Consider the following 22,725-nt stretch of genomic DNA (forward strand, 5'->3'; position numbering starts at 1 on the left):
TATGTTCGGCGAATGTCCGATTCAGTCGTTCTCGATCCGGTCGATCTGGAGATTCTGCGCCTTCTGCAGAACGACGCCCGGACCACCTACCGCGATCTCGCGGCCGCCGTCGGCGTGGCCCCCTCGACCTGTCTGGACCGAGTGGCGCGGCTGCGTCGCGGCGGGGTGATCCTCGGCCACGCGCTACGACTGGATCCGGCCAAACTCGGAAGGCCTCTGGAAGCCTTCCTCTCGGTACAGGTCCGGCCTCACAGAAGGGAGTTGATCGGACCGTTCGTGGAGCGCGTCCGAGCGCTGCCGGAGTCGCGGGCACTGTTCCACCTGACCGGTCCCGACGACTACCTCGTCCATGTCGCGGTCGCCGGGACCGCCGATCTCCAGCGGCTGGTGCTGGACGAGTTCACCTCGCGCCGGGAGGTCGCCCGGGTCGAGACGCGGCTGATCTTCCAGCAGTGGACGTGCGGCCCGCTGCTGCCGCCCGAGCGGCCGGGCTGACCGGGGCGCTCCGGCGGCCGGCCCGGTCCCGCGATGGCGGAAGCCGCCTCCCCGGCGGCGTTCCCCATGGCCCGGCGGGCGCCGCCGTACCAGGATGAGGCCCATGTCCGATGCCACGAACACCTCATCCGGGACCGCGCACGGCACCGCGCCCGGCACAGCGCCCCTGCCCCGCCGGGTCGCCGACGCCTATGTCGACGACCTGGTCGCACTCGATCCGGTCCTCGGCACCTACCTCGGTCTCCCCGGCGGTCCGCGAGAGCTGCCCGACTTCTCCCCCGAGGGCCAGGAGGCCGTGGCCGTCCTGGGCCGCACCACCCTGGAGCGGCTCGCCGAGGCCGAGCGGCGGCCCGGCGGGGACGGCGACGCCGAACGGCGCTGCGCGCGCCTGCTGCGCGAGCGGCTGACCGCGGAACTCGCCGTGCACGAGGCGGGCGAGGGGCTGCGCGCCGTCAGCAACCTCCACTCCCCGGTGCACTCGGTGCGCAGCGTGTTCACGCTCATGCCGACCGCGGCCGACGAGGACTGGGCGGCCGTCGCCCGGCGGATGGCGGCCGTGCCGGCCGCTCTGGAGGGCTACCGCGCCTCGCTGGCCAAGGGCCTGGCCGGCGGGCTTCCGGCCGGTCCGCGCCAGGTGGGCACCGTGATCGGGCAGCTCGGCGAGTGGCTGGGCGCGGAGGGCGGCCGGAGCTGGTTCGCCTCCTTCGCCGCCGGCGGTCCCGAGTCCCTGCGCACCGAGCTGGACAGGGGCGCGGCCGCGGCCGCCGGCGCGGTGGCCGGCCTGCGCGACTGGCTGCGCGACACCTACGCCCCGGCCGTCCACGGCGCGCCGGACACCGTGGGCCGCGAGCGGTACAGGCGGTGGGCGCGCTACTGGAACGGCACCGACCTGGACCTTGCGGAGGCGTACGCCTACGGCTGGGAGGAGTACCACCGCGTCCACGCCGAGATGCGCTCGGAGGCCGAGAAGGTCCTGCCGGGCGCCGCGACCCCGTGGGAGGCGCTGCGCCACCTCGACACGCACGGCCGGGCGATCGAGGGCGTGGAGGAGACCAGGGTCTGGCTCCAGGAGCTGATGGACGAGGCGATCGAGAAGCTGGACGGCACTCACTTCGACCTGGCCGGACCGGTCCGGCGCGTGGAGTCCATGATCGCCCCGCCGGGCAGCGCCGCCGCGCCGTACTACACCGAGCCGTCGCTGGACTTCTCCCGGCCAGGCCGCACCTGGCTGCCGGCGATGGGACGGACCCGCTTCCCCCTCTACGAGCTGGTCACCACCTGGTACCACGAGGGCGTCCCCGGCCACCACCTCCAGCTCGCCCAGTGGACGTACGTCGCCGGCCGGCTCTCGCGCTACCAGACGTCGGTGGGGATGGTCAGCGCCAATGCCGAGGGCTGGGCGCTGTACGCGGAGCGGCTGATGGACGAGCTCGGTTTCCTGCACGACGCCGAGTTGCGGCTGGGTTATCTGGACGCGCAGATGATGCGCTCCGTCCGGGTCATCGTGGACATCGGCATGCACCTGGGGCTGGAGATCCCGAGCCATTCCCCCTTCCACCCCGGCGAGCGGTGGACACCGCGGCTGGCCCAGGAGTTCTTCGGCATGCACAGCGGCCTGCCCGCCGACCACGTCGAGAGCGAACTGGTGCGCTACCTGGGCATGCCCGGCCAGGCCATCGGCTACAAGCTGGGCGAACGCGCCTGGCTGAAGGGGCGCGCGGCCGCCCGCGCGGCGCACGGCGACGCCTTCGACGCCAGAAGGTGGCACATGGACGCGCTGTCCCTGGGCTCGCTGGGCCTGGACGACCTGGTGGCGGAGCTCTCCGCGCTCTGAGCCGCACTCCGCGCGCCCTGCGGCGCTCCGCAGGGCGCGCGGACATCCGCCGCGCGCCCTGCGGCGGCCGGTGACCGGCGGCCGGCCGCGGCCCCCTCGTCCCGCCGCCATGCGCCCGCCACCGCGCTGTCACGCTTTCGACACGTTGCCGGCGTACAGAGCGGGTTTGCGGAAAGCGTCACCGGCCCGCTCCGGGCACCGTTCCGGCGCTCCGGCCCGACGCCATATCAGATGATCGCCCACAGGGCCACAGCCTGGCCATTTCCCCTCCCCCTCGCGGGCCCGGGCCCTACGCTGTCGTCGCACGCGACCCGCGGTTACCCCGGTCGGCACCACCCGGCGGTTTGACCGTTTCTTCCCGCAACGACGCGTCCGCGAGGAAAGTTGATGACCGATATAACGACCGTGGCGAGTCTGTTCGGTTCGGGGCTGGCCGTGGCCCTCACGCCGGTGGCGGTACGCCAGGCTCGTCTGATCCGCGGGCTGCGGACGCAACTGTCCGAAGCCCGCTCCGGCAGCCGGGCGCGGGACGCCGAGCTGGCCCGGCTGGCCGGGGTGAGCCTGCCGGCGACCGTCCAGGCCGTCAGCGACCGGCAGCCGGTGCCGGACCTCCCGCCGGTCTCCGCGGAACTGGCCGGGACGCCGTTCGCCCGCCACCTCGACGACCTCCAGGAGCAGGTCGTAGGTGCCCTGACCGACGCCGAGGGCCGCACCGCGCAGATGACCCAGGCGACGCTGCTGTCCGTGGCCCGCACCCTCCAGGCACTGGCCAACAAGCAGCAGATGGCCGTCACCGACATGCTCCGCAAGCACGACTCGCCCGAGGTGCTGGGCGATCTGCAGGTGGTCGACCACGCCACCGCCCAGATCCTGCGCCGCGCCCAGGCGATCACCGTGGTGTGCGGCTCGTACCCGGGCCGGCAGCACAACGCCACCCCGCTCAGCGACGTGGTGCGGGGCGCGGTCAGCCGCATCCTGGACTTCCGGCGCGTCAGGATCTTCCACGACGAGGGGGACCGCGCCGTCGTGGGGCGGGCCGTGGAGGGTCTGGTGCTCGCGCTCGCCGAACTGCTGGAGAACGCCACCCGCTACTCGCACCCGGACACCCAGGTGCTGGTGCAGTTCGAACGCGCGCACAACGGGCTGTCCGTCATCGTGGACGACAAGGGCGTGGGCCTCCAGCCGGGCGAGCGGGAGCGGGCCCAGCGCCTGCTGTCGGGTCAGGGGGCCGTCAGCGTCACCCGGCTCGGCGACCCCCCGAAGTTCGGTTTCGCCGTGATCGGCATGCTGAGCAGCCGGTACGGGTTCGAGGTGTCGGTGACCAAGTCCCCCTACAGCGGTGTGCGGGCCGTGGCGTTCCTGCCCAGCTCGCTGCTCACCGACCCGTCCCCGGGCCGGCCGGTGGCCTCGCTCGGCTCGTCCGGCTCCCCGCCCGCGGACACCGGCGCCTCCTCCGACGCGGACGGAACGGCCGCCGTTCCGTCCGCCGGAACGGCGACCGGCGCGGCGACCGGCGCGGCGGCGGGGGACGCGACCGGGGCGGCCGGGGCGACGACCGCGGGCGGACTGCCCAAACGCCGGCGGCGCACCGCCGACGCGCCACCACCCTCCGTCCCCGCGCCCCGGTCCGCCGAGCCGCCGGCCGCCGGCCGCTCGGCGCGGGACTCCGCCGCCGCCCTGGGCGGCTTCGCCCGTGCCGCACGGGCCGCCCAGCGCACCACGCCGACGTCCGGAGGATCCGAGCCGGACGGGTCTGAAGGGAACACCGAGACATGATCTTCGACAACGAGAAGCTGGCCTGGATGCTGGGACAGATCATGGACCAGCCCGAGGTCCACGACGCCCTGCTGGTCTCCGGGGACGGCCTGGTCCGGGCCTGCACCCCGGGCCTGGACCGGGACACCGCCGAGCAGACCGCCGCCGCGCTGGCCGGCGTCCAGGCCACCTCCAGCGCCAGCGCCCGGCTGTGCCGCTCCGAACCGGACTCCTGGGAGCAGAGCCTGACGCAGTTCCGCGACGGATACGTCATCACCATCCGCGCGGGCGACGGGAGTTTCCTGGCCGTGGGCACCTCCGGCGCGGCGGACGTGGAGGCCGTCGGCTTCCGGATGCACCAGCTGGTGGCCCAGCTCGGCGGGCAGATGGCCAGCGAGCCCCGCCACGACGCGGGCGGCCCGACATGACCCCCCGCCGCGTACGCACGGACCTGGTCCGGCAGTACGTCATCACCGGCGGCCGCAACCGGCCCAGCCGCAACACCCACGCCCTGGAACTGGTCACCCTGGTCACCGCGACCGGGGACCGGCCGGTGGCCGAACTGGAGCCCGAGCAGCAGAGGATGGTCCGGCTCTGCCGGGGCGGCTATCTGTCGGTGGCCGAGGTAGCCGGCCACGTACGGCTGCCCGTGTCCGTCACCACCATCCTGCTGGCGGACCTGATCGACAGCGGCCACATGGTCGCACGCAAGCCCCCGCCGGTGGCCCGGCCCACCGACCTCGACGTCCTGGAGAAGGTCCTGGATGGCCTCAACAACATTCTCTGACGGCGGTGTCTACGTCCGCGACACCGTCCAGACCGCCGCCAAGCTCCTGGTCGTCGGACCGTTCGGCGTCGGCAAGACCACGCTGATCGGCGCGGTCAGCGAGATCGAGCCGCTGCGCACCGAGGAGGTCATGACGCAGGCCGGTGCGCTGGTGGACGACCTGAAGGGCGTGGAGGACAAGAGGACCACCACCGTCGCGATGGACTTCGGCCGCCTCACCCTCTCCCCCGAGCTGGTGCTGTACCTGTTCGGCGCGCCCGGCCAGCAGCGCTTCATGCGGGTGGCCCCGGTGTGGCGGCAGCTGGCCCTCGGCGCCTACGGCGCCCTGGTGCTGGCCGACACCCGGCGCCTGGACGCCTCCTTCGACGCGATGGAGACGGTGGAGCGGCACGGCCTGCCGTACGCGGTCGCCCTCAACTCCTTCCCCGACTCACCGCGCTTCCCCGAGGAGGAGCTCCGCGAGGCCCTCGACCTGGGGCCCGAGACCCCCCTGGTCGACTGCGACGCGCGGGACCGCGCCTCCGCCGCACGGGCGCTGATCGCCCTGGTCAAGCACGTCCGCACCCACTACCAGGAGCACGTTTCGTGACGACCCCGCCTTCCGGCCCCAACACGGCTCCCCCGCCGGGCTGCCCCGCCCACCGGCCCCCGGGCGCACCCGCCGCCGGTCTGCCCCGGCTGTACGGCCCCGCCTTCGCCGCCGACCCGGAGGCCACCTACGCCGGGCTGCGCGCGCAGGGCCCGGCGAGCTGGGTGGAGCTGGCCCCCGGCGTCCCCGCGATCGTGGTCACCGACTACGGCGCGGCGCTGGAGGTGCTGCGCAGTTCGCGGTTCAGCAAGGACGCGCGCCGCTGGACGGCCCTGAACCAGGGGCTGATCCCGATGGACAACCAGGTCGTCCCCATGATGGGCTTCCGGCCCAGCCTGCTGTTCGCCGACGGCGACCGGCACCTGCGGCTGCGCAGGACCGTCGACGACGCGCTGGCCCGCGTCGACTCCTACCGCGTGCGTGCCTTCGTGCAGCGCAGCGCGACCGCGCTCATCGGCGAGTTCGGCCCCGCCGGCTCGGCGGACCTGGTCTCCCAGTACGCCGAGCGGCTTCCGGCGCTGGTGTTCACCCAGCTCTTCGGCTGCGACGACGCGCTGGCGGGCCGGATGTCCCGGGCCTGCGCGCGGATGATCGACGCCGAGCCCGCCACGGCCCAGCAGGGCAGCGAGGACCTGGCCCGCTGCCTTGGCGAGCTCGTCGCCGCCAAGCGCCGCTCCCCCGGCGCCGATGTGACCTCCTGGCTGCTGCACCACCCGCTGAAGCTGTCGGACGAGGAGATGATCCACCAGCTGGTGGTCCTCATCGGCGCGGGCACCGTGCCGCAGTCGGCCTGGATCTCCAGCTCCATCATGCTGCTGCTGACCGACGACCGGTTCGCCGGCGACCTCTCCGGCGGCAGCCTCACCGTCTCCGACGCGCTCAACGAGGTGCTGTGGGAGCAGTCGCCGATGGCGAACTTCTGCTTCCACTACGCCACGAACGAGTACGACCTGCGCGACGACTCCGGCGCCGGGCTGCTGATCCCCCCGGGCGTCCCGGTGCTCATCAGCCACGCGGCGGCCAACACCCAGCAGCCGCGCGACGGCGGCGGTGACCGCCGGTCCGCCAACCACGCCCATCTGGCGTTCGGCGCGGGGCCGCACGTGTGCCCCGCGCAGGGCGTCTCGGAGATCATCACCGACGTGGCCATCGAGACGCTGCTGGACGTGCTGCCCGATGTGGCGCTGGCCGTCCCGGCCTCCGAACTGACCTGGCGGCCGGGGCCCTTCCACCGTAGCCTGTCGGCGCTGCCGGTGACCTTCCCGGCACTCTCCGCGTCCGGCTCCACGCCCGTGCACACCCCCGCACCGTCCGACACGACATCCGGAGGCCAGCCATGGAATCACCAGACATCCCCGTCCTCGACCCCACGGGACGCGACCTCCACGGCGAGGCGGCCCGCCTCCGCGCCCAGGGGCCGGCGACGCGGGTGGAGCTTCCCGGTGGGGTGGTCGCGTGGTCGGTGACCGGGCACGAGTACATCAGGCGCCTGGCCGGCGACCGGCGCGTCTCCCGTGATCCGCGGCAGCACTGGCCGGAGCTGGAGCGAATACCCCAGGACTGGTCGCTGAACGTGTGGGTGCGGGTGGTCAGCGCCTTCACCAGCTACGGCGCCGAGCACCGCCGGCTGCGCAACATGATCGCCCCCTCCTTCACCCCCCGCCGAACCGAGGCGCTGCGCCCCCGCGTCCAGGAGATCGTCGACGGGCTGATCACCTCTCTGGAGACCGCCGATCCGGGCGAACCGGTCGACCTGCGGGCGGAGTTCGCCTACATCATCCCCAACGAGGTGATCTGCGAGCTGTTCGGCGTCCCCGCCGACATGCGCGCCTGGACCCGCCGGGTCATGGACGCCGTCCTGAACACCGGCGCCTCCCCCCAGGAGGCGCGGGCGGCCTACGCCGAGATGTGGGCCTGCATGCGCGCGCTCGCGGACGTCAAGCGCGTCCGGCCGGGCGACGACATGACCACCGAGCTGATCGCCGCCCGCGACGGCGACTTCGCGTTCGACGAGGACCAGTTGATCAGCACCCTCGTCCTGATGATCGGCGCGGGCAGCGAGACGGCCGTCAACCTGATCGCCAAGGCCGTCCACGCCCTGATCACCCGCCCCGACCAGCTCGCCCTGGTACGGGAGGGGAAGGCGAGCTGGGACGACGTGATCGAGGAGACGCTGCGCGTCGAGGGCCCGATCATGCACATGCCCCTGCGCTACGCGGTGGAGGACATCGACCTCGACGGCGTGCGGATCCGCAGGGGCGAGCCCATCATCCTGGCCTTCGGCGCCGCGGGCCGCGACCCCGCCCTCCACGGCGAGGACGCCGACGCCTTCGACCTCACCCGCACCGAGCGGGAGCATCTGGCGTTCGGCTACGGCGTGCACTTCTGCCTGGGCGCGCCCCTGGCCCGTATGGAGGCGGCCGTCGCGCTCCCCGCCCTCTTCGAGCGCTTCCCGGACATCCGGCCGGCCTCCGGGGTGGAGGGGCCCGTGCCCCAGGCATCGTTCATCGCCAACGGCCACCGGTCCCTGCCGGTCCATCTCAAGCCCGTCGCCTGAAGCCGCCGGAACCTTTCCGCGCCTGCGGGCCGCCGGGCTCCGTGCCCGGCGGCCCGCAGGCGCGCCGACCCGCCGGTGCGCCGCCCCGTCGGCGTCAGCGGTTGAAGCCGCCGTCGGAGGTGATGACCTGGCCGGTGATCCAGGCAGCCTCGTCGGTGGCGAGCCAGGCGACCAGCCTGGCCGGGTCGTCCGGCCTCCCCCAGTGCCCGCCGGGGAAGAGGGAGGCGATGAACGCATGGGTCTCGCCGGTGGCGTAACCGGTGTCCACCGGGCCGGGGTCGACCGTGTTGACGGTGACGCCCCGGCGGGCCAGGGCGGTCGCCAGGCTCCGGGTGACGGAGGCCAGCGCCCCCTTGGCCAGCGCGTAGGCCATCTCGCCCGGCATGCCGCCGCCCCGGTCCTGGCCGGAGGTGGTCATCACCACCCGGCCGCCGTCCTGCCCCTCGCCGCGGCGGCGCGCGTACGCCTGGACCAGCAGCACCGTGGAGCGGGTGTTCACCGCCCAGTGGGCGTCCAGCATGTCCGCGTCGATCTCGTCGAGCGTGCCGTCGCGGCCGCTGAGGGCGTGGTTGGCGACCAGGACGTCCAGCCGTCCGCCGAGGGCCCCGGCCGCGGTGGCGACGAGTTCCGCGGGAGCGCCGGGGGCGGTGAGGTCGGCAGGGCTGTGGGTGACGGCCGCGCCGTCGGCGGCGAGCGTGCGCAGGTCCGCGGCGAGCGCCTCGGGGCCGTCCGGGTCCGCTCCCCAGGGCTGTCCGGCGTCGTGGGGGATGTGGTGGTGGAGGTGGACGCTCGCGCCGTACGCCACCAGCCGGCGGGCGATCGCGTAGCCGATCCCGGCCCGGCGGGAGGCGCCGGTGACCAGGGCGGTGCGGCCGAGCAGGGGCAGGGGGTCGCGGTGGGGCGCTTCGTGGGTCATGATCCGTCATCCTCGCGGCGCACCGCGGTGGCCGTCACCCGGTTTTCGGCACCCGGTGGCGTACGGCGGAACCGGTCCGGGTCTTGACCACCTCCAGCTGCGCCGGGATGCGCCGGCGCAGATCGGCGACGTGACTGACGATGCCGACACTGCGGTCGCGTTCGCGCAGGGAGTCCAGGACGTCCAGCACCTCGTCGAGGGTCTGGTCGTCCAGGCTGCCGAACCCCTCGTCGATGAAGAGCGTGTCCAGACGCAGTCCGCCCGCCTCCTCGCAGACGACGTCGGCCAGGCCGAGGGCGAGGGCGAGGGAGGCGAAGAAGGACTCGCCGCCGGAGAGGGTGGCGGTGTCGCGCTCGTTGCCCGTCCAGGCGTCGATCACGTGCAGGCCGAGCCCGGAACGGCCGCGGCCGGAGGCCCGCGCGTCGGAGTGGACGAGGGTGTAGCGGCCCGCGGACATGTGCGCCAGGCGGGCGCTGGCCGCGGCGGCGACCTGCTCCAGGCGGGCGGCCAGCACGTAGGACTCCAGGCGCATCCTGTGCTCGTTCTCCGCCGACGTACCGGCGGTGAGGGCCGCCAGCCGGGCGACGCGGTCGTACTCCTCGCGCAGCGGGGCGAGTTCCCGGGCGTCGGCCAGGGCGCGGGCGGAGAGCCGGTCGAGCTGCTCGCAGCGGGTGCGGGCCTCGGCGTGGGCGGCGGAGGCGGCGTTCAGCCGCGCCACGGCCGACGCCAGCGCGGCCTCGGCCCCTGCCGCGCCGGCCGGCTCGGCTCCGGCCGACTCCGCGTCGGCCGGTTCGAAGCCGGCGAGTTCGGGGGCGGCCAGTTCGGCCGCGACGGCCGCCTCCTCGGCCTGACGGTCGTCCATGCGGCGTTGCAGCAGACGCTGCTCGTCGCCGGCGAGCCGGGCGTCGGCGGCGGCCTGCGGGGTGTCGAACCCGGCCCGCCAGACGGCGTCCGCGAGCCGGGCGTCGGCCTCCTTCAGCCGCAGCGCGGCGGCCTCGGCGGCGGACGCGGCCTCGGCGGCACCGGCCAGCCGCCGTGCCAGACGCTCCAGTTCGGCCGCCCGGTGGGCGACGGAGGGGGCCTCGCCCCGGGCGCGGGCCACCTGCTCCTCCAGCTCCGCCCGCTCGCCCAGCAGCGCCTCGCGCCGGGAGAGACGGGAGGCCACCCGCCGCTCGGCCTCCCGCCGGGCGGCGAGGCGGGCGTCGTGCTCGCGGACGGCGCGCTCCAGGGCGGCCCGGGCGTCCTGTGCGGCGGCCGCCGCCCGGCGGGCGGCGCCGTGGTCGTCCTCCAGTGCGGCGATCCGCTCGGCGAGTTCGGCAGCGGGCGTCTCGCCCGCCTCCTCGGCCGCCGCGGCCAACTGGTCGCGTATGGAGTCCAGCCGCTGTTCGGCCCGCCGCCTCAGGTCCTCCGCCCGCTGGTAGTCGGCCAGAGCGCTCTCCTCGGCGCGCCGGTCGACGTGCCCGGTCCCGGGGCGGGCCGGGTCGGGGTGCTCGCGGGAGCCGCACACCGTGCACGGCGCGCCCTCCTCCAGCCCGGCGGCGAGTTCGGCCGCGATGCCGCGCAGCCGCCGCTCCTTGACATCCAGCCAGTGCTCCTTGGCGGCCAGGGCCCGGTCAAGGGCGGCCGACAGCCCCTCGCCGGCCGCGGTCCGCTCGGCGGCCAGGGTGTCGCGTCGGCGCGCGGCGTCCAGGGTGCGCCGCAGGCCGTCCAGCCGCCGGGCGAGCTGCTCGGCGCGGGGCGCGGCCTCCGCGGCGGCGTCCACGTTCCGCTGGTGGGCGGCGCGGGTGGCCTCCCAGCCCTCCAGCCAGTCCTCCACCTCGCGCAGCAGTTCCTCGTCCGAGCCCGACTCCCTCTCCAGCAGGGCGAGTTCGGCGCTGAGGCGGGCGACGCGCTCCTCGGCGCGCCGGGCGGCCTCCAGTGCGCCCAGCTCCCGGCGGGCGGCGCGTTCCAGGTCCGCGAGGCGCTCGGCGGGGGCCTGGGCCGCCTCGCCGGGCAGTTCGGCGCGGGCCCGCTCCTCGGCGTACGCGGCGTCGCGGCCCTCCCGCTCGGCCTCCTCGCGCAGGGCGAGGGCGGGGGCGACGGTGTCGGCGGCGCGGGCCCGCTCCAGCCGGGCGCGGTCGGCGCGGTGCTCATCCTCCCGCGCGGCCAGCTCCTGGGCGCGCCGCCGGGCCTGTGCGTACCGCCTGCGGCGCCGCTCCAGCTCGCGCGCCTCCTCCAGCCGCCGCCGGGCGTCTGTGTGGGCCCGCTCGGCCAGGCGCAGGGCCGAGGCCGCGGCGTCCAGCCGTTCGCGTGCCAGGGCGCGGGCGGGCGCGGCCCAGCCGAGTACGGCGTCGGTCAGGCCGATGTCGCCGGGCGAGAGACCGGCGAAGGGATCGCCGTCCGGCTCGCCGGCGCCCCCGGCCGCCTGCCACATGCGGTGGGCCAGGGCGAGCAGCCGCTCGTCGCCGTCGCGCACCCGGCGCTGCGCGGCGGTGCGCAGCTCGGCCAGGTGCTGCTCGACGGCGGCGAAGCGGCGGGTGTCGAAGAGACGGCCCAGCAGTCTCGCGCGCTCCTCCGCGCCGGCCCGCAGGAAGCGCGCGAAGTCGCCCTGCGGCAGCAGCACCACCTGGCAGAACTGCTCGCGGCTCATGCCCAGCAGTTGGGCCAGCTCCTCGCCGATCTCCTGGTGGGAGCGGCTGAGCGCCTTCCAGGTGCCGGTCGCGGCGTCGTACTCGCGCAGCCAGGACTGGGCCTTGTCGGTGGTCGTGCCGGTGCCGCGCTTCTTGGGGCGCCGCTGCTCGGGCTGCCGGGTGACCTCGAGCCGCCGTCCGCCGACGGTCAGGTCCAGGACCACCTCGGTACGGGTGCCGGGGTCGGCGTGGTCGCTGCGCAGCCTGGCGGGGCCGGATGCCTGGCGGGCGCCGGGCACCCCGCCGTACAGGGCGTAGCAGACGGCGTCCAGCACGGAGGTCTTGCCCGCGCCGGTGGGCCCGTGCAGCAGGAACAGCCCGGCGGAGGACAGCTCGTCGAAGTCCACCTCCTGGGTGCCGCCGAAGGGCCCGAAGGCGGTGACGGCGAGCCGGTGCAGTCTCATCGGGGCGCCTCCGTGCGGGCCGCCTCGGCGCGTACGGCGTCCAGAGCGGCGCCCAGCAGGGCCCGTTCGCCCCCGTCCGGGCCCGCTCCGCCGCGTACGTGGGCGACGAAGTCCTCGGCGATCTCCTGGTCGGTGCGGTCGCGCAGCCGGCGCCCGTAGGAGGCGAAGGGGTCCCCCTCCGCGCGCTCGGGCTCGAAGACGAGGGTGAGGACGTGGGGGAAGCGGGCGGCGAGCCGGGCCATCGGCTCGCGCGGGCGGACGGGGTCGGTGAGGGTGGCCTCGACCCAGGCCTGTTCGTGGCGCTCCAGGGCGGGGTCGGCGAGCAGTTCCTCCAGTGTCCCGCGGACGCGGGCCAGTGGGCGCGGCACGGGGCAGTCGATCCGCTCGGCCGCCACCTGCCCGGCCGGTCCGAGGTCGACCAGCCACATCGACTTGCGGTGGTGGGTCTCGGAGAAGGAGTAGGCCAGCGGCGATCCGGAGTAGCGGATCCGCTCGGCCGGCGTCTGGCAGCCGTGGAGATGGCCCAGCGCCACGTAGTCCACGCCCTCGAAGACACCGGCCGGGACGGAGGCGACGCCGCCGACGGTGATGTCCCGCTCGCTGTCGGAGGGCCGGCCCCCGGTGACGAAGGCGTGGGCGAGGACGACCGAGCGGGTCCCGGCGGGGCGGGCGGCCAGGTCGGCGCGCACCCGGTCCATGGCGGCGCCCAGCACCGCCGCGTGCCCGGCCCGCTCCACCCCGAAGTGGTCCTTGACCAGGGCCGGCTCGAGGTAGGGCAGCCCGTAGAACGCCACCTCGCCGTAGGCGTCGGGCAGGAGGACGGGGGTGGCGCAGCCGGCGGGGTCGGTACGCAGATGGACGCCCGCCCGCTCGATGAGCCCGGCGGCCACCCCCAGCCGGCGGGCCGAGTCGTGGTTGCCGGAGATCATGACGGTCGGCACGCCGAGGTCCGCCAGGCGGTGCAGGGTGTCGTCGAAGAGTTCGACGGCGGCCAGCGGGGGCACCGCCCGGTCGTAGACGTCCCCGGCGACGAGTACGGCGTCGACGCGCTCGGCGCGCGCCACCTCCACCAGGTGGTCGACGAAGGCCTCCTGGGCGGACAGGAGGCTCACCCGGTGGAAACTCCGGCCCAGGTGCCAGTCGGAGGTGTGCAGCAGTCTCAAGATCCGGCTCCGCCCCGCAACGTCTGTCCCTCTCCTCAGCCCCCGTCGGCCGCCCTCCGGATTCTCGCATGATCCGTTCGGCGGAGCGCCGCATACGGCCGGACCGGGCGGACCGGGCGGATCGGGGAGCCCGGCGGCCCGGGCGGCCGGGGGCCGCCTGCCATGATGTGCTCCCCGGCGCTCGGTGCTTCGAGCGGGGGAGTCCGAGTGGGGGGAGAGAGAATGAGCCGGTTCCGTTACGCGGTGGGGGAGTTGGCGGCGGCGCAGAAGTCGGCCAAGGGGGTGTCGCTGTACTCGCGGTACGTCAACCGGCCGGCCGGCCGATTACTGGCCGCCGCGGCCTACGGGGTGCGGATGTCGCCCAACCAGGTAACGGCCGTCAGCGCGGTTCTCACGTTCACGGGGGTGGCGCTGATCGCCCTGCTGCCGCCCTCGCACACCCTGGCGCTGGGAGTGTTCGCCGCCCTGGTGACCGGTTTCGCGCTGGACTCGGCCGACGGGCAGCTCGCCCGGCTGACGCGGCGGGGCAGTGCTGCCGGGGAGTGGCTGGACCACGTGGTGGACTGCGCGAAGATGCTGGCGCTCCACATGGCGGTGCTGGTCTCCTTCCACCGCCACTTCGGCTTCTCCGACCCGGTGTACCTGCTCATCCCCCTGGCCTTCCAGTTCGCCGCCGTGACGGTCTTCTTCGGGGGCGTCCTCACCGAGCAGCTGAAGCGGAACGCCAGGGCCGCGGAGGGCGCGGTCGGCGGCGCGGCCGCCGCGCCGCCGACCGCGCCCTCCGCGCTCCGCTCGGTGGCCCTGCTGCCGTTGGACTACGGGCTGCTGTGCGCGGTCTTCCTCTTCCTGGGCAGCCGCGAGGTGTTCCTGGTGCTGTACTGCGCGCTGCTGGCCGCCCATCTGCTGTTCCTGCCGGCGTTCCTGGCGAAGTGGTACCGCGAGCTGTCCGCCCCCGCCCGCTGACCGGCCGCTCGCCCTTTCGCCGCCCCGGCGCACGGGGCCGGGGCGGCGAAAGGGCCGCGTGGAGAACGATGGTGGGTAGCCCGGCCGGCTCAGGCCGACTCGACCAGCCCGTCGAGCGCCCGCCGCAGCAGGGTGCTGGAGGTGTGGACGGTGTAGGGGAAGTACACGACCTCGACCCCGACCCCGGCGAAGTCGCGCTCCAGCTTCTCCCCTTTCTCGGTGCCCCGCCAGTCGTCGCCCTTGAAGATGACGTCGAAGCGCACCTGCCGCCAGGTCTCCAGCTTGTCGGGCACCGTCTCCACGAACGCCGCGTCCACGAAGCGGATGCTGCGTACGATCTCCAGCCGCTCGGTGAGCGGCACGACCGGCGACCTGCCCTTGGCCTGCCGGGCCATCTCGTCGGACACCACCCCGGCCACCAGGTAGTCGCAGCGGCTCCTGGCGTGCCGCAGGATGTTCAGGTGCCCGACGTGGAATAAGTCGTACACCCCGGGCGCGTAGCCCACTCGGTGCGTCATCCGCTCCTCCTCGGCGTGCGGTCGGGTCAGCTGCCGGCTGTCACGTACACGGGGCCGTTGCGCCCCGAGAGGTTGGTGCCGTCGGTGACCTCCAGCGAGTAGCGGTGCGTCGCGCCGGGCTCCACGGTGTCGGTGTAGCCCATCATGGGCCGGTCCCAGTAGCGGGAGTCCTGCTCGATGGAGGTCAGGAAGACACCGTCCCGGTAGAGCCGGTAGGTCAGGACGCCGTCGTCCCGGTCCCAGGACGCCTTCCAGCTGAGTTCGATCTTCCCCCTGGCGCCGGTGGCGCCGCTCATCAGCGGCACCTGGGGCGCCCCGGTGTCGGGTTCGGCCGCGAAGCGGGTCAGCCCCTGCTGCGGTTTCTCGTTGACGGTGGTGAACTCCCCGCCCGTCCACAGGATTCCGTCGGCCATGACCATGGCGCGCGGGCCGATCTGCTCGCCGATGCCGTCGTTGGTGTCGGGGAACCACGGCAGGATCGTCTCGTCGGAGATCGACTGGGCCAGCAGGTGCTGGCGGTTGCGGTGCTCGGGGAAACCGCCGGGTGTGTCACCGCAGTTGTGCGCGTGCGAGCCGCTGTAGAGCACTCCCCGGTAGGGCACCACGGCCTGGGTGGCGCCCAGGCAGGTGTCCTTCCACAGCATCGCTCCGTCCGCGAGCCGGCCGGCCGCGCGGCCGTCGAAGACCCCGCCGCCGGTGCCCTCGGCGCCCAGATAGAAGTTGGTGCCGTCGTTGACCAGCGACTTCACCGCCGACTTGCGCGGGATCCAGCCGGTGAAGTGGTTGACGATCCGCCCGGTGGTCGCGTCCAGGCCGACCAGTCCGTGCACGCTGTTCAGGAGGCTGCCGTTGATGGAGGTGAACCGGCCGCCGATGATGACCTTGTTCAGGTGCGGGGCGACGGTGATGGCGTTGATGCCGGGGATGGGGTCGTTGGAGATCGACGATCCCCGGACGGTGACGTTGAAGGGCAGCAGGGTGCCGTCGGGGGCCAGGGCCGCGACGCGCTCGCGCGTCTGCCCCTGGACGGTGGTGAACTGCCCGCCGATGTAGACGGCGTCGTCGGTCACGTCGATGGCCCGGACGGTCGAGGAGACCACCGGTTTCCAGTCGGATCCGATGGTGCAGTCCTCGGTGTTCAGGCTGGCGGTGTTGGACCGCCCCTCTCCCCCGGCGCTGCCGAAGGAGCCGCCGATGTAGAGCAGCGAGCCGTCCGGCGACGCCTTCAAGGCCCGTACCGTCTCCACTCCTCCGGTGAACTCCGGTGCGCACGGCAGGGGTTCGCCGGTCACCGCGTCGAAGGCGGCGAAGTTCTTCCGCCGCAGTTCACCGGTGCCGACGGCCGCGCCCGGCGGGCGGATGTGTTCGAAGGTGCCCCCCGCGTAGACGACGCCCCTGGCGTATGCCAGGGCCCACACGATGCCGTCGGTCTGCCAGGTGCCCAGCGGATCGGCGGTCAGGGTGGTCTCACCCGCGGCCTGGGCCGGCCCGGCCCCCAAGGCCGTGGACGACAGGCCGAGCACGGCGGCGGCGAGCAGGAGTCTGACGGGTCTTCTTCTGCGCATGGATTCCCCCCTGGAAACGCATGAGCGCGGACGGGACGAGCCGGGGAGGGGAGGGCCCCGCGCCGGTCGGCGCACGCGGCGGCCACCCCTTGTTCAGCTTGCTCGGCGCGACTTCCCCTCGCTGCCCTTGCGCAGCACCCGGAAGAACTCCCCCACCCCCAGCGGCACACGATAGCGCCACACGGCCGCGCAGAACCCGCAGACGGCGAAAGCGCCACCCAGCAGCGCACCCCACGCGGTGTCCCCCCACAGCACGCGGGCGGCGAACGCCGGCGGTGCGGCGGCGGCCACGGCCACGACCGCGGCGTGGAGGTAACCGCGGTCGACGGTGCGGAAACCCAGCCGCCGCACCAGCAGTGCCGAGGCGGTGTTGTCCACCACGATCGCCAGCCCCCATGCCAGGGCCGCCCCCGTCACCCCGTACCGCGGGGCGAGCCAGATCCCGGCGCCGAGCTGGACGGCGAAACCGGCGCCCGCCGTCGCCAGGTTCCAGGTGCTGCGGCCGGCCATCAGGACGACGGTCTGCGCGTTGCCGACGCCGACGTTGACCACGCAGGCCGCCGACAGCACCACCAGCGCGGCCGCGCCCTGGCCGAAACCGGGCCCGAACAGGGAGAGCACGGTGGCGGGGAAGGCCGCGAGCATCGCGAACAGGGGCCAGGAGAACAGCACGATCCACCGGGTCGACAGCCGGTGCAGATGCTCCGCCTCCCCTTTCAGGCCGCCCGCCAGCAGTCTGCTGATCTGCGCGGCCACGGCGAGGCGGACCGCGAGCTGGAGCAGGGTGCCGGCGGTCACCAGGCGGCCGACGGCCGTGTAGATCCCGGCCTCGGCGCCGGTGCCCAGCGCCGACAGCAGGACCACCCCGATCCAGACGGCGGCGATGTCGAAGACCGAGGACAGGGCGCGGGGGCCGGCGAAGGACCAGAACTCGCCGGGGCCGACGAGCCGCCCCTCCCCCGGTCCGTCCGGCACGCCTGCCCCGACACGCCGCGCCGCGCGGGAGCGGCGCAGCGAGGCCCAGGCCGCCACCGCTCCCAGCAGGGCGGGGGCCAGCCAGGCCGCGGACAGCGCGAGCACGCCCGGCGCGAGCAGGACCAGGGGCAGGGCGAGCGCCACCCGCAGCACGGGTTTGCCGATCTGCTCCACGCCCACGAAGGGGACCACCGAGCCGTACCCGCGGGTGGCCCCCAGCAGTACCAGCGAGACGGTCGCCACCGGCAGGAAGAGCGCGAACAGCCGCATCACCGCCAGGGCCTGCCCGGCGGGGAGGCCGGGCAGCAGCCAGACCGCCAGGGCGGGAGAGAGGAACAGCAGCGCCGCACACGCCGTGCCGGCCGCCAGGGCGGGCGGCACGGCGGTGCGCAGCAGCGCGGGTACGCCGGCTCCGCCGGTGAGTTCCAGGTCGCGGGAGACGAAGCGCACCAGCGCGGTGTCGGCGCCCAGCTTGCAGGCGTTGCTCACGATGGTGAACGCGGCGACGCCCGCGAAGACCGCGCCGGCCCCTTCCGCGCCGAGCCCTCGGGTGACGACGGCGACCAGGAGGAAGCCGAACAGCGCGTTGACGGCGGAGCCCGCGAAACCGAACCATCCGCCGCGCACGGTCGCGGCGACCCCCCGGGCGCGTGCCCCGGCCGCCGCGCCGCTGCCCCGCGCTCCGCTTCCCCGCGCGCCGTGCGCGGCGGGCCGTGCGCCGGTCACGGGCGCGGGGCGGTGCCGTCGCCGGTGCGGCGGTACCGGCCGTACGAGCCGTAGGCGGTGTCCTGGCGGGTGCCGGACGGCTTCGGTTCGAGCCGCTTGAGCGCCACGGTGTCCTCACCCGTACCGCCGGTGCCGGAGCCGGCACCGGAGCCCGGGCCGTCTCCGGTGCCCCGGCCGGAGCCGGGACCGCTGCCGCCCATCCCGCCCGCCCCGGCGGGCGCGGTGGGTTCGACGGGCACGGAGGAAGAGGGGCCGCGGCGGCGCCTCCGGCCGCTCTCGTACAGCACCGCTCCCAGGACGTGCCCGCCGACGGAGGTGACCAGGTCCCGCACCCGGTCCAGATCGTCCCTGAGGGTGGTGTCCGGATCGCAGACCACCAGCACCCCGCGCGCCAGTCCGGCGACGGCCGTGCCGTCCGCGTGGGACAGCAGCGGTGCGGTGACGGCCACGACGTACTCGCCCCGCTCGGCGGCTCCGGTCAGCAGCCTCGTGAAGCCCGGTGAGTTGAGCGCCCGCGCGGCGTCGGGCACCCGGCACCCGGGGACGAGTCCGAGGTACCCGGCGGTGCCGGCGTCCACGGTGGCCCGCGCGCCGTCCGGCCAGCGGCCCGGCACGGGCTCACGGGCGGCGCCGCGCACCGGGAGCTCCCCCGCCAGGCGCGGCGTACGCGGGTCGGCCTCGACCAGCAGCACGTCGCGGCCGGTCTCGGCCAGGGCCGCGGCGAGGTTGACCGCGGCGGGCAGGGTCCCGGGGTGTTCCCGGGCGGACACGACCAGCAGGCCGCCGGGCTCCGCCAGGCGCGGGTGGCGCAGCGCGCGCAGGGCGATCGTGCGGAACTCCTCGGCCCGCTCCCCGCCGCGGGACGGGCCGACCTCCAGGATCCCCGCGCCGTCGCGCCGCCGCGGCAGGGCGCCGAGCACGGGCGCGCGCAGGGCGGCGCGCACCTCGCCGGCCGAGCGCGCCCGCGGGTCCAGCAGGGAGCGGATCCAGGCGGCGAGCAGTCCGCCGGCCAGGCCGGCGACCGACCCGACCGGTACGAGCACCCCGATTCCGGGGCCGGAGGGCGCCTCGGGCGCCTCGCCCCGGCGCACCACGTCGCCGGGCGAGGTGTCCAGGGTCTTCAGTCCGGTGACACGTCCCTGGAGGTCGGCTATGCGGGCGGTGAGGTTCGCGCGCTCGGACTCGGCGGTCTGCCGGGCCGACTCGGTGGACGCTCCGGCGATCTTCTCGTCCAGCTCCTCGCGCTGCTCCACCAGGGGTTCGAGCTCCTCGTTGAGCTCGGCGACGGTGTTGTCGATGCGCCGGACGACGGCGGCCTCGCGGTGGTCCAGATAGGCGCGTACGAAGGCGTTGACGCGTTCGGCCGCCTCCTGCGGCGAGTCGGCCGTGTACTCGAACTCCAGGATCTGCGTGTCGGGAGGGTTGCTCACCCGCAGACCGCGCTGGAGCTGCGCCGGGTCGGCTCCCCCGCCCAGCTCCCCGGCGGCGCGTCCGGCCACCGCGGCGCTCCGTGCGATCTGCCGCTCGGTGCCCATGCTGATCTGCTTGTCGGCCGAGACCCCGCCGGCCTCGAACGGCGCGGTGCTGATGGCCTGTACGACGACCTCGCCGGTGGCGGTGTAGTCCGCGCCGCCCGCGGTGGACACGGCCCCGCCGCAGGCGGCGCCCAGCAGCAGGCCGGAGGCGATGAGGGCGCGGTGGCGGAAGAGCCGGCGCAGCTGGTCGCGGAGCTGGTCGGGCTCCCGCGAGGACGGGTCGTAGGCGCTCACGTGCGTGCTTCTCCTGTGGAGGTGGTCGAGACGGCGGTGCGGGGCGCGGCGCTCGCGGGTGCGGGGCCGGTGTCCGGCCCCGCACCCGCAGGCGGCTCGGGATGCGGTTCGGGAAGCTGCTCGGGCACCGTCCGGCCCGGTCTTCCGGTGGTCAGCACGGGCACCAGGAGCAGCAGGGTGAGCGGTCCCATCACGAACAGCAGACTGCCGCGCAGCAGGATGATCTGGTAGAAGCCGAACGCGGTCACGGCCAGGGCCGCGAGCGTACCGCCGTGTTCCCGCAGCCGGTGCCGTACGCCGTCGATCCGCCGTCCCGCGGCACCGAACAGGGAGAAGACCGCGACCACCCCCGGGAAGCCGGCCCACATGTAGCTCTCGATCCACAGCGGCGCGGAGAGGTTCTCGAAGGAGTAGCCGGCGTGCCGGGCCAGGGCGACGCCCGCGTCGTCGGGCTTGCCGGGCCAGACGGCGCGCGGCACGAAGAACAGCGGCGGCCCGAGCGCGTCCCGGATCTCGTGGCCGTTCTCCCGTACGTGGTCGACACCGGTGGCGATCTGCTGGAAGGCGTCGTAGTCGCCGTTGGAGGTGAACTGCTCGGCGAGCGAGAGGACCTCGACCGGTTCGCGCTTGTCGTGGCGGAAGTAGTCGCTGTAGGGGAACACCAGGAGCACCGCGGCGGTGACGGCCGCCGCCCCCGCCCGGAAGGCGCGCGGCCGGCGCAGCGCGGGAGCGGCGAAGACGAGCGTCAGCAGCACCGTCCCCGCCCAGAATCGCGGCTGGCTGACGGGGTTGTTCACCACGGCGTTCACCGCGACCAGCACCGGCAGCAGGATCCACCGCACTCCGCGCAGGGTACGGTCGCCGCCGGGCGTGCGGGGCACGTACAGCAGCGCGAGAAGTGCCCAGAAGGCCGGGACCGACAGGCTCCAGGCGGCCAGGGCCTGGTCCGCGGCCCCGCCCGGATCCCCCTGTGCGGCGGCCTCGTTGACGGCCTGGCGGCTCTGGAAAAACGCCGCCGGGCCGCCCTGGGCCGGTACCAGGACGGCTGCCAGCGCCAGGGCCGCTCCGCACAGCAGCAGGGTGCGCACGGGGGTGATCCGGCGGGTGAGCAGCGGTTCGAGCACGGGGCGGGTGCGGGGTGTCCGCCGTCCCGCCAGCGCCGATCCGGCGCTGTAGGCGAGCAGTCCGGTCTCCGTCAGGACCGCCGAGGTGAAGGCGGTGCCGGCGTCGACGGCGAAGCCCCACGGGTAGGAGTCGGTCGCCAGCATGGCCAGCGGCGCCAGGCCCAGCCAGACGTAGCAGAAGAGCCAGAAGCCGAAGCCGACCACCCGTATCAGGGGATCGGTCAGCACCCGTGCCAGCGCCCCTCCGGTGTGGGCCACCACCACGCACTGCACCGCGAACGCGGCGCCGGTGCGCACGTCCTGTCCGTACAGCACCAGCGCGGGCAGCAGCAGGACGAGCAGGACGGCGCACAGGCACAGCGCGGGGACGCTGCGCGGCTCGGCCCGCTCCACCGCCGGGGACTGTTCCCTCACGGGCATGACCCGCTCTCCTCCTACCCTTCCGCGCCGGCCCCGGTCCGGGGCGGTACGTGCGGGGTCGTGTGCTCGGCCGGGTCCGTGACGCGTTCGGCCGGGCTCGGTTTGCTCCGGTTTCCCGTGTTTCCGGGCTTTTGTCGTGAATTGGCTGTGGACGAGGCCGAACGCCCCTACGATGACCGGGTCTTCGAAGGGGGAACGGCTGTGCTGGACTCGTTCAAGGACCGCTGTGTGCTCGTGGTCTCGACCAACTACGCGCCGGAGCACGCGGGCATCGGACCGTACTCGGCGCAGATCGCCGAGCACCTGGCCGCGCTGGGCGCCGACACCCATGTGCTCGCCGGGATGCCGCACTACCCGGCGTGGCGCGTGCACGAGGAGTACCGCGGCAGGTGGCGGGTGCGCGAGGTGCGCGAGGGCGTCACCGTCCACCGCCGCCGGCACACCGTGCCGCGGCGTCAGACGGCGCTGCGCCGGGGGCTGTTCGAGGCCAGTGTCCTGGCGCACGGCATCGCGGCGCCGCCGCGCGTCCGCCCGGACGTGGTGCTCTCCCAGATGCCCAGCCTGGCCGGCGGTGTGCTCGGCGCCCGGATCGCCCGGCGCGCCGGGGCGCCGCACGCGGTGGTGGTCCAGGATCTGATGGGCGCGGCGGCCGGGCAGAGCGGGATGAGCGGCGGCGGCCGGGTCGCCTCGTTCGCCGGGGGCGTGGAGGGCCGGGTACTGCGCTCGGCGGCGCTGGTGGGGGTGGTGCACGAGTCGTTCGCCGACCGGGTGGCGGCCATGGGCGTGCCGCGCGAGCGGGTGCGGGTGGTGCCCAACTGGACGCATGTGCGCGCCCCCGGCGGCGACCGCGCGCGGACCCGGGCCCGGCTGGGCTGGCCCGAGGACGCCACCGTGGTGCTGCACTCGGGGAACATGGGCCTCAAGCAGGGGCTGGAGGTGCTGGTGGAGACCGCCCGCCTGGCCGGCCGGGACGGCGGCCCGGGCTCGGGCTCGGGCTCGGGCGGCACGGTGCGGGTGGTGCTGATGGGTGAGGGGCACCGGCGCGGACATCTGCGGGAGATGGCCAGGGGCGTGGAGTCGCTGGACTTCCTCCCGCCCGCGGACGCGGAGGAGTTCCCCGAGATCCTGGCCGCGGCGGACGTACTGGCCGTCACCCAGCGGGCGTCGGTGCTGGACATGAGCCTGCCGTCCAAGCTGACCTCGTACTTCACGGCCGGGCGTCCGGTGGTCGCCTCCGTCGCGGCCGGCAGCGGCACCGCGCGGGAGGTAGAGCGCTCCGGCGCCGGGGTGGTGGTGCCGCCGGAGGACCCCGAGGCGCTGCTGGGGGCGGTCCGCCGGCTGGCCGGGGATCCCGGGCGGTGCGCCGAACTGGGCGCGCGGGGGCGCGAGTACGTCGAGCGGCGGCTGAGCCGCCGGGCCGGTCTGGAGCGGATCACCGCCCTGCTGCGGGAGGCGTCGGCCGCCGGCTGAGGGGCGGTCTCGGGGCGCGGTGCGGT

The 22,725-nt window shown here is 74.9% G+C and carries 18 protein-coding genes; 10 read left to right on the top strand and 8 right to left on the bottom strand.

Annotated elements, in window-relative coordinates:
* The first annotated feature begins 12 nt into the window (after positions 1–12).
* From BMY40_RS11680 to BMY40_RS11715, 8 genes are all read left to right on the top strand, one after another.
* The gene (locus BMY40_RS11680) at positions 13–495 is read left to right on the top strand and encodes an Lrp/AsnC family transcriptional regulator (protein WP_093658373.1); all 483 of its coding nucleotides are present in this window, start codon (positions 13–15) and stop codon (positions 493–495) included.
* A gap of 103 nt (positions 496–598) precedes the next feature.
* Positions 599–2,329 carry a DUF885 domain-containing protein gene (locus tag BMY40_RS11685; protein ID WP_093658375.1) on the top strand — a complete coding sequence of 577 codons (1,731 nt, stop codon included), beginning with the start codon at positions 599–601 and terminating at the stop codon, positions 2,327–2,329.
* Between the two features lie 387 nt (positions 2,330–2,716).
* Positions 2,717–4,105 carry an ATP-binding protein gene (locus BMY40_RS11690; protein ID WP_177213968.1) on the top strand — a complete coding sequence of 463 codons (1,389 nt, stop codon included), beginning with the start codon at positions 2,717–2,719 and terminating at the stop codon, positions 4,103–4,105.
* On the top strand, positions 4,102–4,512 hold the full coding sequence (locus BMY40_RS11695; RefSeq protein WP_093658377.1) for a roadblock/LC7 domain-containing protein: 411 nt from the start codon (positions 4,102–4,104) through the stop codon (positions 4,510–4,512). The genes BMY40_RS11690 and BMY40_RS11695 overlap by 4 nt, the downstream gene beginning before the upstream one ends.
* Positions 4,509–4,871: a DUF742 domain-containing protein gene (locus BMY40_RS11700; protein WP_093658379.1), complete on the top strand. Its 363-nt coding sequence runs from the start codon at positions 4,509–4,511 to the stop codon at positions 4,869–4,871. The genes BMY40_RS11695 and BMY40_RS11700 overlap by 4 nt, the downstream gene beginning before the upstream one ends.
* Positions 4,849–5,460 carry a GTP-binding protein gene (locus BMY40_RS11705; RefSeq protein ID WP_093658381.1) on the top strand — a complete coding sequence of 204 codons (612 nt, stop codon included), beginning with the start codon at positions 4,849–4,851 and terminating at the stop codon, positions 5,458–5,460. The genes BMY40_RS11700 and BMY40_RS11705 overlap by 23 nt, the downstream gene beginning before the upstream one ends.
* Positions 5,457–6,926: a cytochrome P450 family protein gene (locus BMY40_RS28570; RefSeq protein ID WP_245770018.1), complete on the top strand. Its 1,470-nt coding sequence runs from the start codon at positions 5,457–5,459 to the stop codon at positions 6,924–6,926. The genes BMY40_RS11705 and BMY40_RS28570 overlap by 4 nt, the downstream gene beginning before the upstream one ends.
* Positions 6,890–8,017, top strand: a complete 1,128-nt coding sequence (locus BMY40_RS11715) for a cytochrome P450 family protein (protein ID WP_245770019.1) — start codon at positions 6,890–6,892, stop codon at positions 8,015–8,017. Before BMY40_RS28570 ends, BMY40_RS11715 begins: the two co-directional genes overlap by 37 nt.
* Positions 8,018–8,111: 94 nt before the next feature.
* Here BMY40_RS11715 and BMY40_RS11720 read toward each other — a convergent pair whose 3' ends face one another.
* The 3 genes from BMY40_RS11720 to BMY40_RS11730 are packed head-to-tail and all read right to left on the bottom strand — an operon-like array spanning position 8,112 to position 13,169.
* Positions 8,112–8,933 carry an SDR family oxidoreductase gene (locus tag BMY40_RS11720; RefSeq protein ID WP_093658385.1) on the bottom strand — a complete coding sequence of 274 codons (822 nt, stop codon included), beginning with the start codon at positions 8,931–8,933 and terminating at the stop codon, positions 8,112–8,114.
* A 34-nt stretch (positions 8,934–8,967) separates the two neighbouring features.
* Complete coding sequence (locus BMY40_RS11725; RefSeq protein WP_093658387.1) at positions 8,968–12,006, bottom strand: AAA family ATPase; 3,039 nt, start codon at positions 12,004–12,006, stop codon at positions 8,968–8,970.
* Positions 12,003–13,169 carry an exonuclease SbcCD subunit D gene (locus BMY40_RS11730; protein ID WP_093658389.1) on the bottom strand — a complete coding sequence of 389 codons (1,167 nt, stop codon included), beginning with the start codon at positions 13,167–13,169 and terminating at the stop codon, positions 12,003–12,005. Before BMY40_RS11730 ends, BMY40_RS11725 begins: the two co-directional genes overlap by 4 nt.
* Before the next feature lie 222 nt (positions 13,170–13,391).
* Between BMY40_RS11730 and BMY40_RS11735 the strand changes: the two genes are divergently transcribed.
* Positions 13,392–14,132, top strand: a complete 741-nt coding sequence (locus tag BMY40_RS11735) for a CDP-alcohol phosphatidyltransferase family protein (protein ID WP_093658391.1) — start codon at positions 13,392–13,394, stop codon at positions 14,130–14,132.
* Between the two features lie 89 nt (positions 14,133–14,221).
* Here the strand turns inward: BMY40_RS11735 and BMY40_RS11740 are convergent, their stop codons facing one another.
* The 5 genes from BMY40_RS11740 to BMY40_RS11760 all read right to left on the bottom strand — a co-directional run bounded on the left by BMY40_RS11740 (position 14,222) and on the right by BMY40_RS11760 (position 21,229).
* Positions 14,222–14,650, bottom strand: a complete 429-nt coding sequence (locus tag BMY40_RS11740) for an FAD synthase family protein (protein WP_093658393.1) — start codon at positions 14,648–14,650, stop codon at positions 14,222–14,224.
* A gap of 26 nt (positions 14,651–14,676) precedes the next feature.
* Positions 14,677–16,215 carry a fibronectin type III domain-containing protein gene (locus BMY40_RS11745; protein ID WP_245770020.1) on the bottom strand — a complete coding sequence of 513 codons (1,539 nt, stop codon included), beginning with the start codon at positions 16,213–16,215 and terminating at the stop codon, positions 14,677–14,679.
* Between the two features lie 93 nt (positions 16,216–16,308).
* A complete protein-coding gene (locus BMY40_RS11750) occupies positions 16,309–17,916 on the bottom strand; it encodes a lipopolysaccharide biosynthesis protein (protein WP_245770021.1) in 1,608 nt (535 codons plus the stop codon).
* The gene (locus BMY40_RS11755) at positions 17,913–19,685 is read right to left on the bottom strand and encodes a hypothetical protein (protein ID WP_093658395.1); all 1,773 of its coding nucleotides are present in this window, start codon (positions 19,683–19,685) and stop codon (positions 17,913–17,915) included. The genes BMY40_RS11750 and BMY40_RS11755 overlap by 4 nt, the downstream gene beginning before the upstream one ends.
* Positions 19,682–21,229 (bottom strand): hypothetical protein, encoded by a 1,548-nt coding sequence (locus BMY40_RS11760; RefSeq protein ID WP_245770022.1) that lies wholly within the window; start codon positions 21,227–21,229, stop codon positions 19,682–19,684. The genes BMY40_RS11755 and BMY40_RS11760 overlap by 4 nt, the downstream gene beginning before the upstream one ends.
* 234 nt (positions 21,230–21,463) lie before the next feature.
* On the opposite strand from BMY40_RS11760, the gene BMY40_RS11765 reads away from it, so the two are divergent.
* Complete coding sequence (locus BMY40_RS11765; RefSeq protein ID WP_093658620.1) at positions 21,464–22,699, top strand: glycosyltransferase; 1,236 nt, start codon at positions 21,464–21,466, stop codon at positions 22,697–22,699.
* Positions 22,700–22,725 lie beyond the last annotated feature (26 nt).

The sequence above is a fragment of the Streptomyces radiopugnans genome (genome assembly GCF_900110735.1).
GTDB classification, from domain to species: domain Bacteria; phylum Actinomycetota; class Actinomycetes; order Streptomycetales; family Streptomycetaceae; genus Streptomyces; species Streptomyces radiopugnans.

Bases quoted from the DNA above. Each gene is read 5' to 3' on its own strand.
- BMY40_RS11680 (WP_093658373.1), top strand. From the start codon at position 13: ATGTCCGATTCAGTCGTTCTCGATCCGGTCGATCTGGAGATTCTGCGC.
- BMY40_RS11685 (WP_093658375.1), top strand. From the start codon at position 599: ATGTCCGATGCCACGAACACCTCATCCGGGACCGCGCACGGCACCGCG.
- BMY40_RS11690 (WP_177213968.1), top strand. From the start codon at position 2,717: ATGACCGATATAACGACCGTGGCGAGTCTGTTCGGTTCGGGGCTGGCC.
- BMY40_RS11695 (WP_093658377.1), top strand. From the start codon at position 4,102: ATGATCTTCGACAACGAGAAGCTGGCCTGGATGCTGGGACAGATCATG.
- BMY40_RS11700 (WP_093658379.1), top strand. From the start codon at position 4,509: ATGACCCCCCGCCGCGTACGCACGGACCTGGTCCGGCAGTACGTCATC.
- BMY40_RS11705 (WP_093658381.1), top strand. From the start codon at position 4,849: ATGGCCTCAACAACATTCTCTGACGGCGGTGTCTACGTCCGCGACACC.
- BMY40_RS11720 (WP_093658385.1), bottom strand. From the start codon at position 8,933: ATGACCCACGAAGCGCCCCACCGCGACCCCCTGCCCCTGCTCGGCCGC.
- BMY40_RS11725 (WP_093658387.1), bottom strand. From the start codon at position 12,006: ATGAGACTGCACCGGCTCGCCGTCACCGCCTTCGGGCCCTTCGGCGGC.
- BMY40_RS11735 (WP_093658391.1), top strand. From the start codon at position 13,392: ATGAGCCGGTTCCGTTACGCGGTGGGGGAGTTGGCGGCGGCGCAGAAG.
- BMY40_RS11740 (WP_093658393.1), bottom strand. From the start codon at position 14,650: ATGACGCACCGAGTGGGCTACGCGCCCGGGGTGTACGACTTATTCCAC.
- BMY40_RS11745 (WP_245770020.1), bottom strand. From the start codon at position 16,215: ATGCGCAGAAGAAGACCCGTCAGACTCCTGCTCGCCGCCGCCGTGCTC.
- BMY40_RS11760 (WP_245770022.1), bottom strand. From the start codon at position 21,229: ATGCCCGTGAGGGAACAGTCCCCGGCGGTGGAGCGGGCCGAGCCGCGC.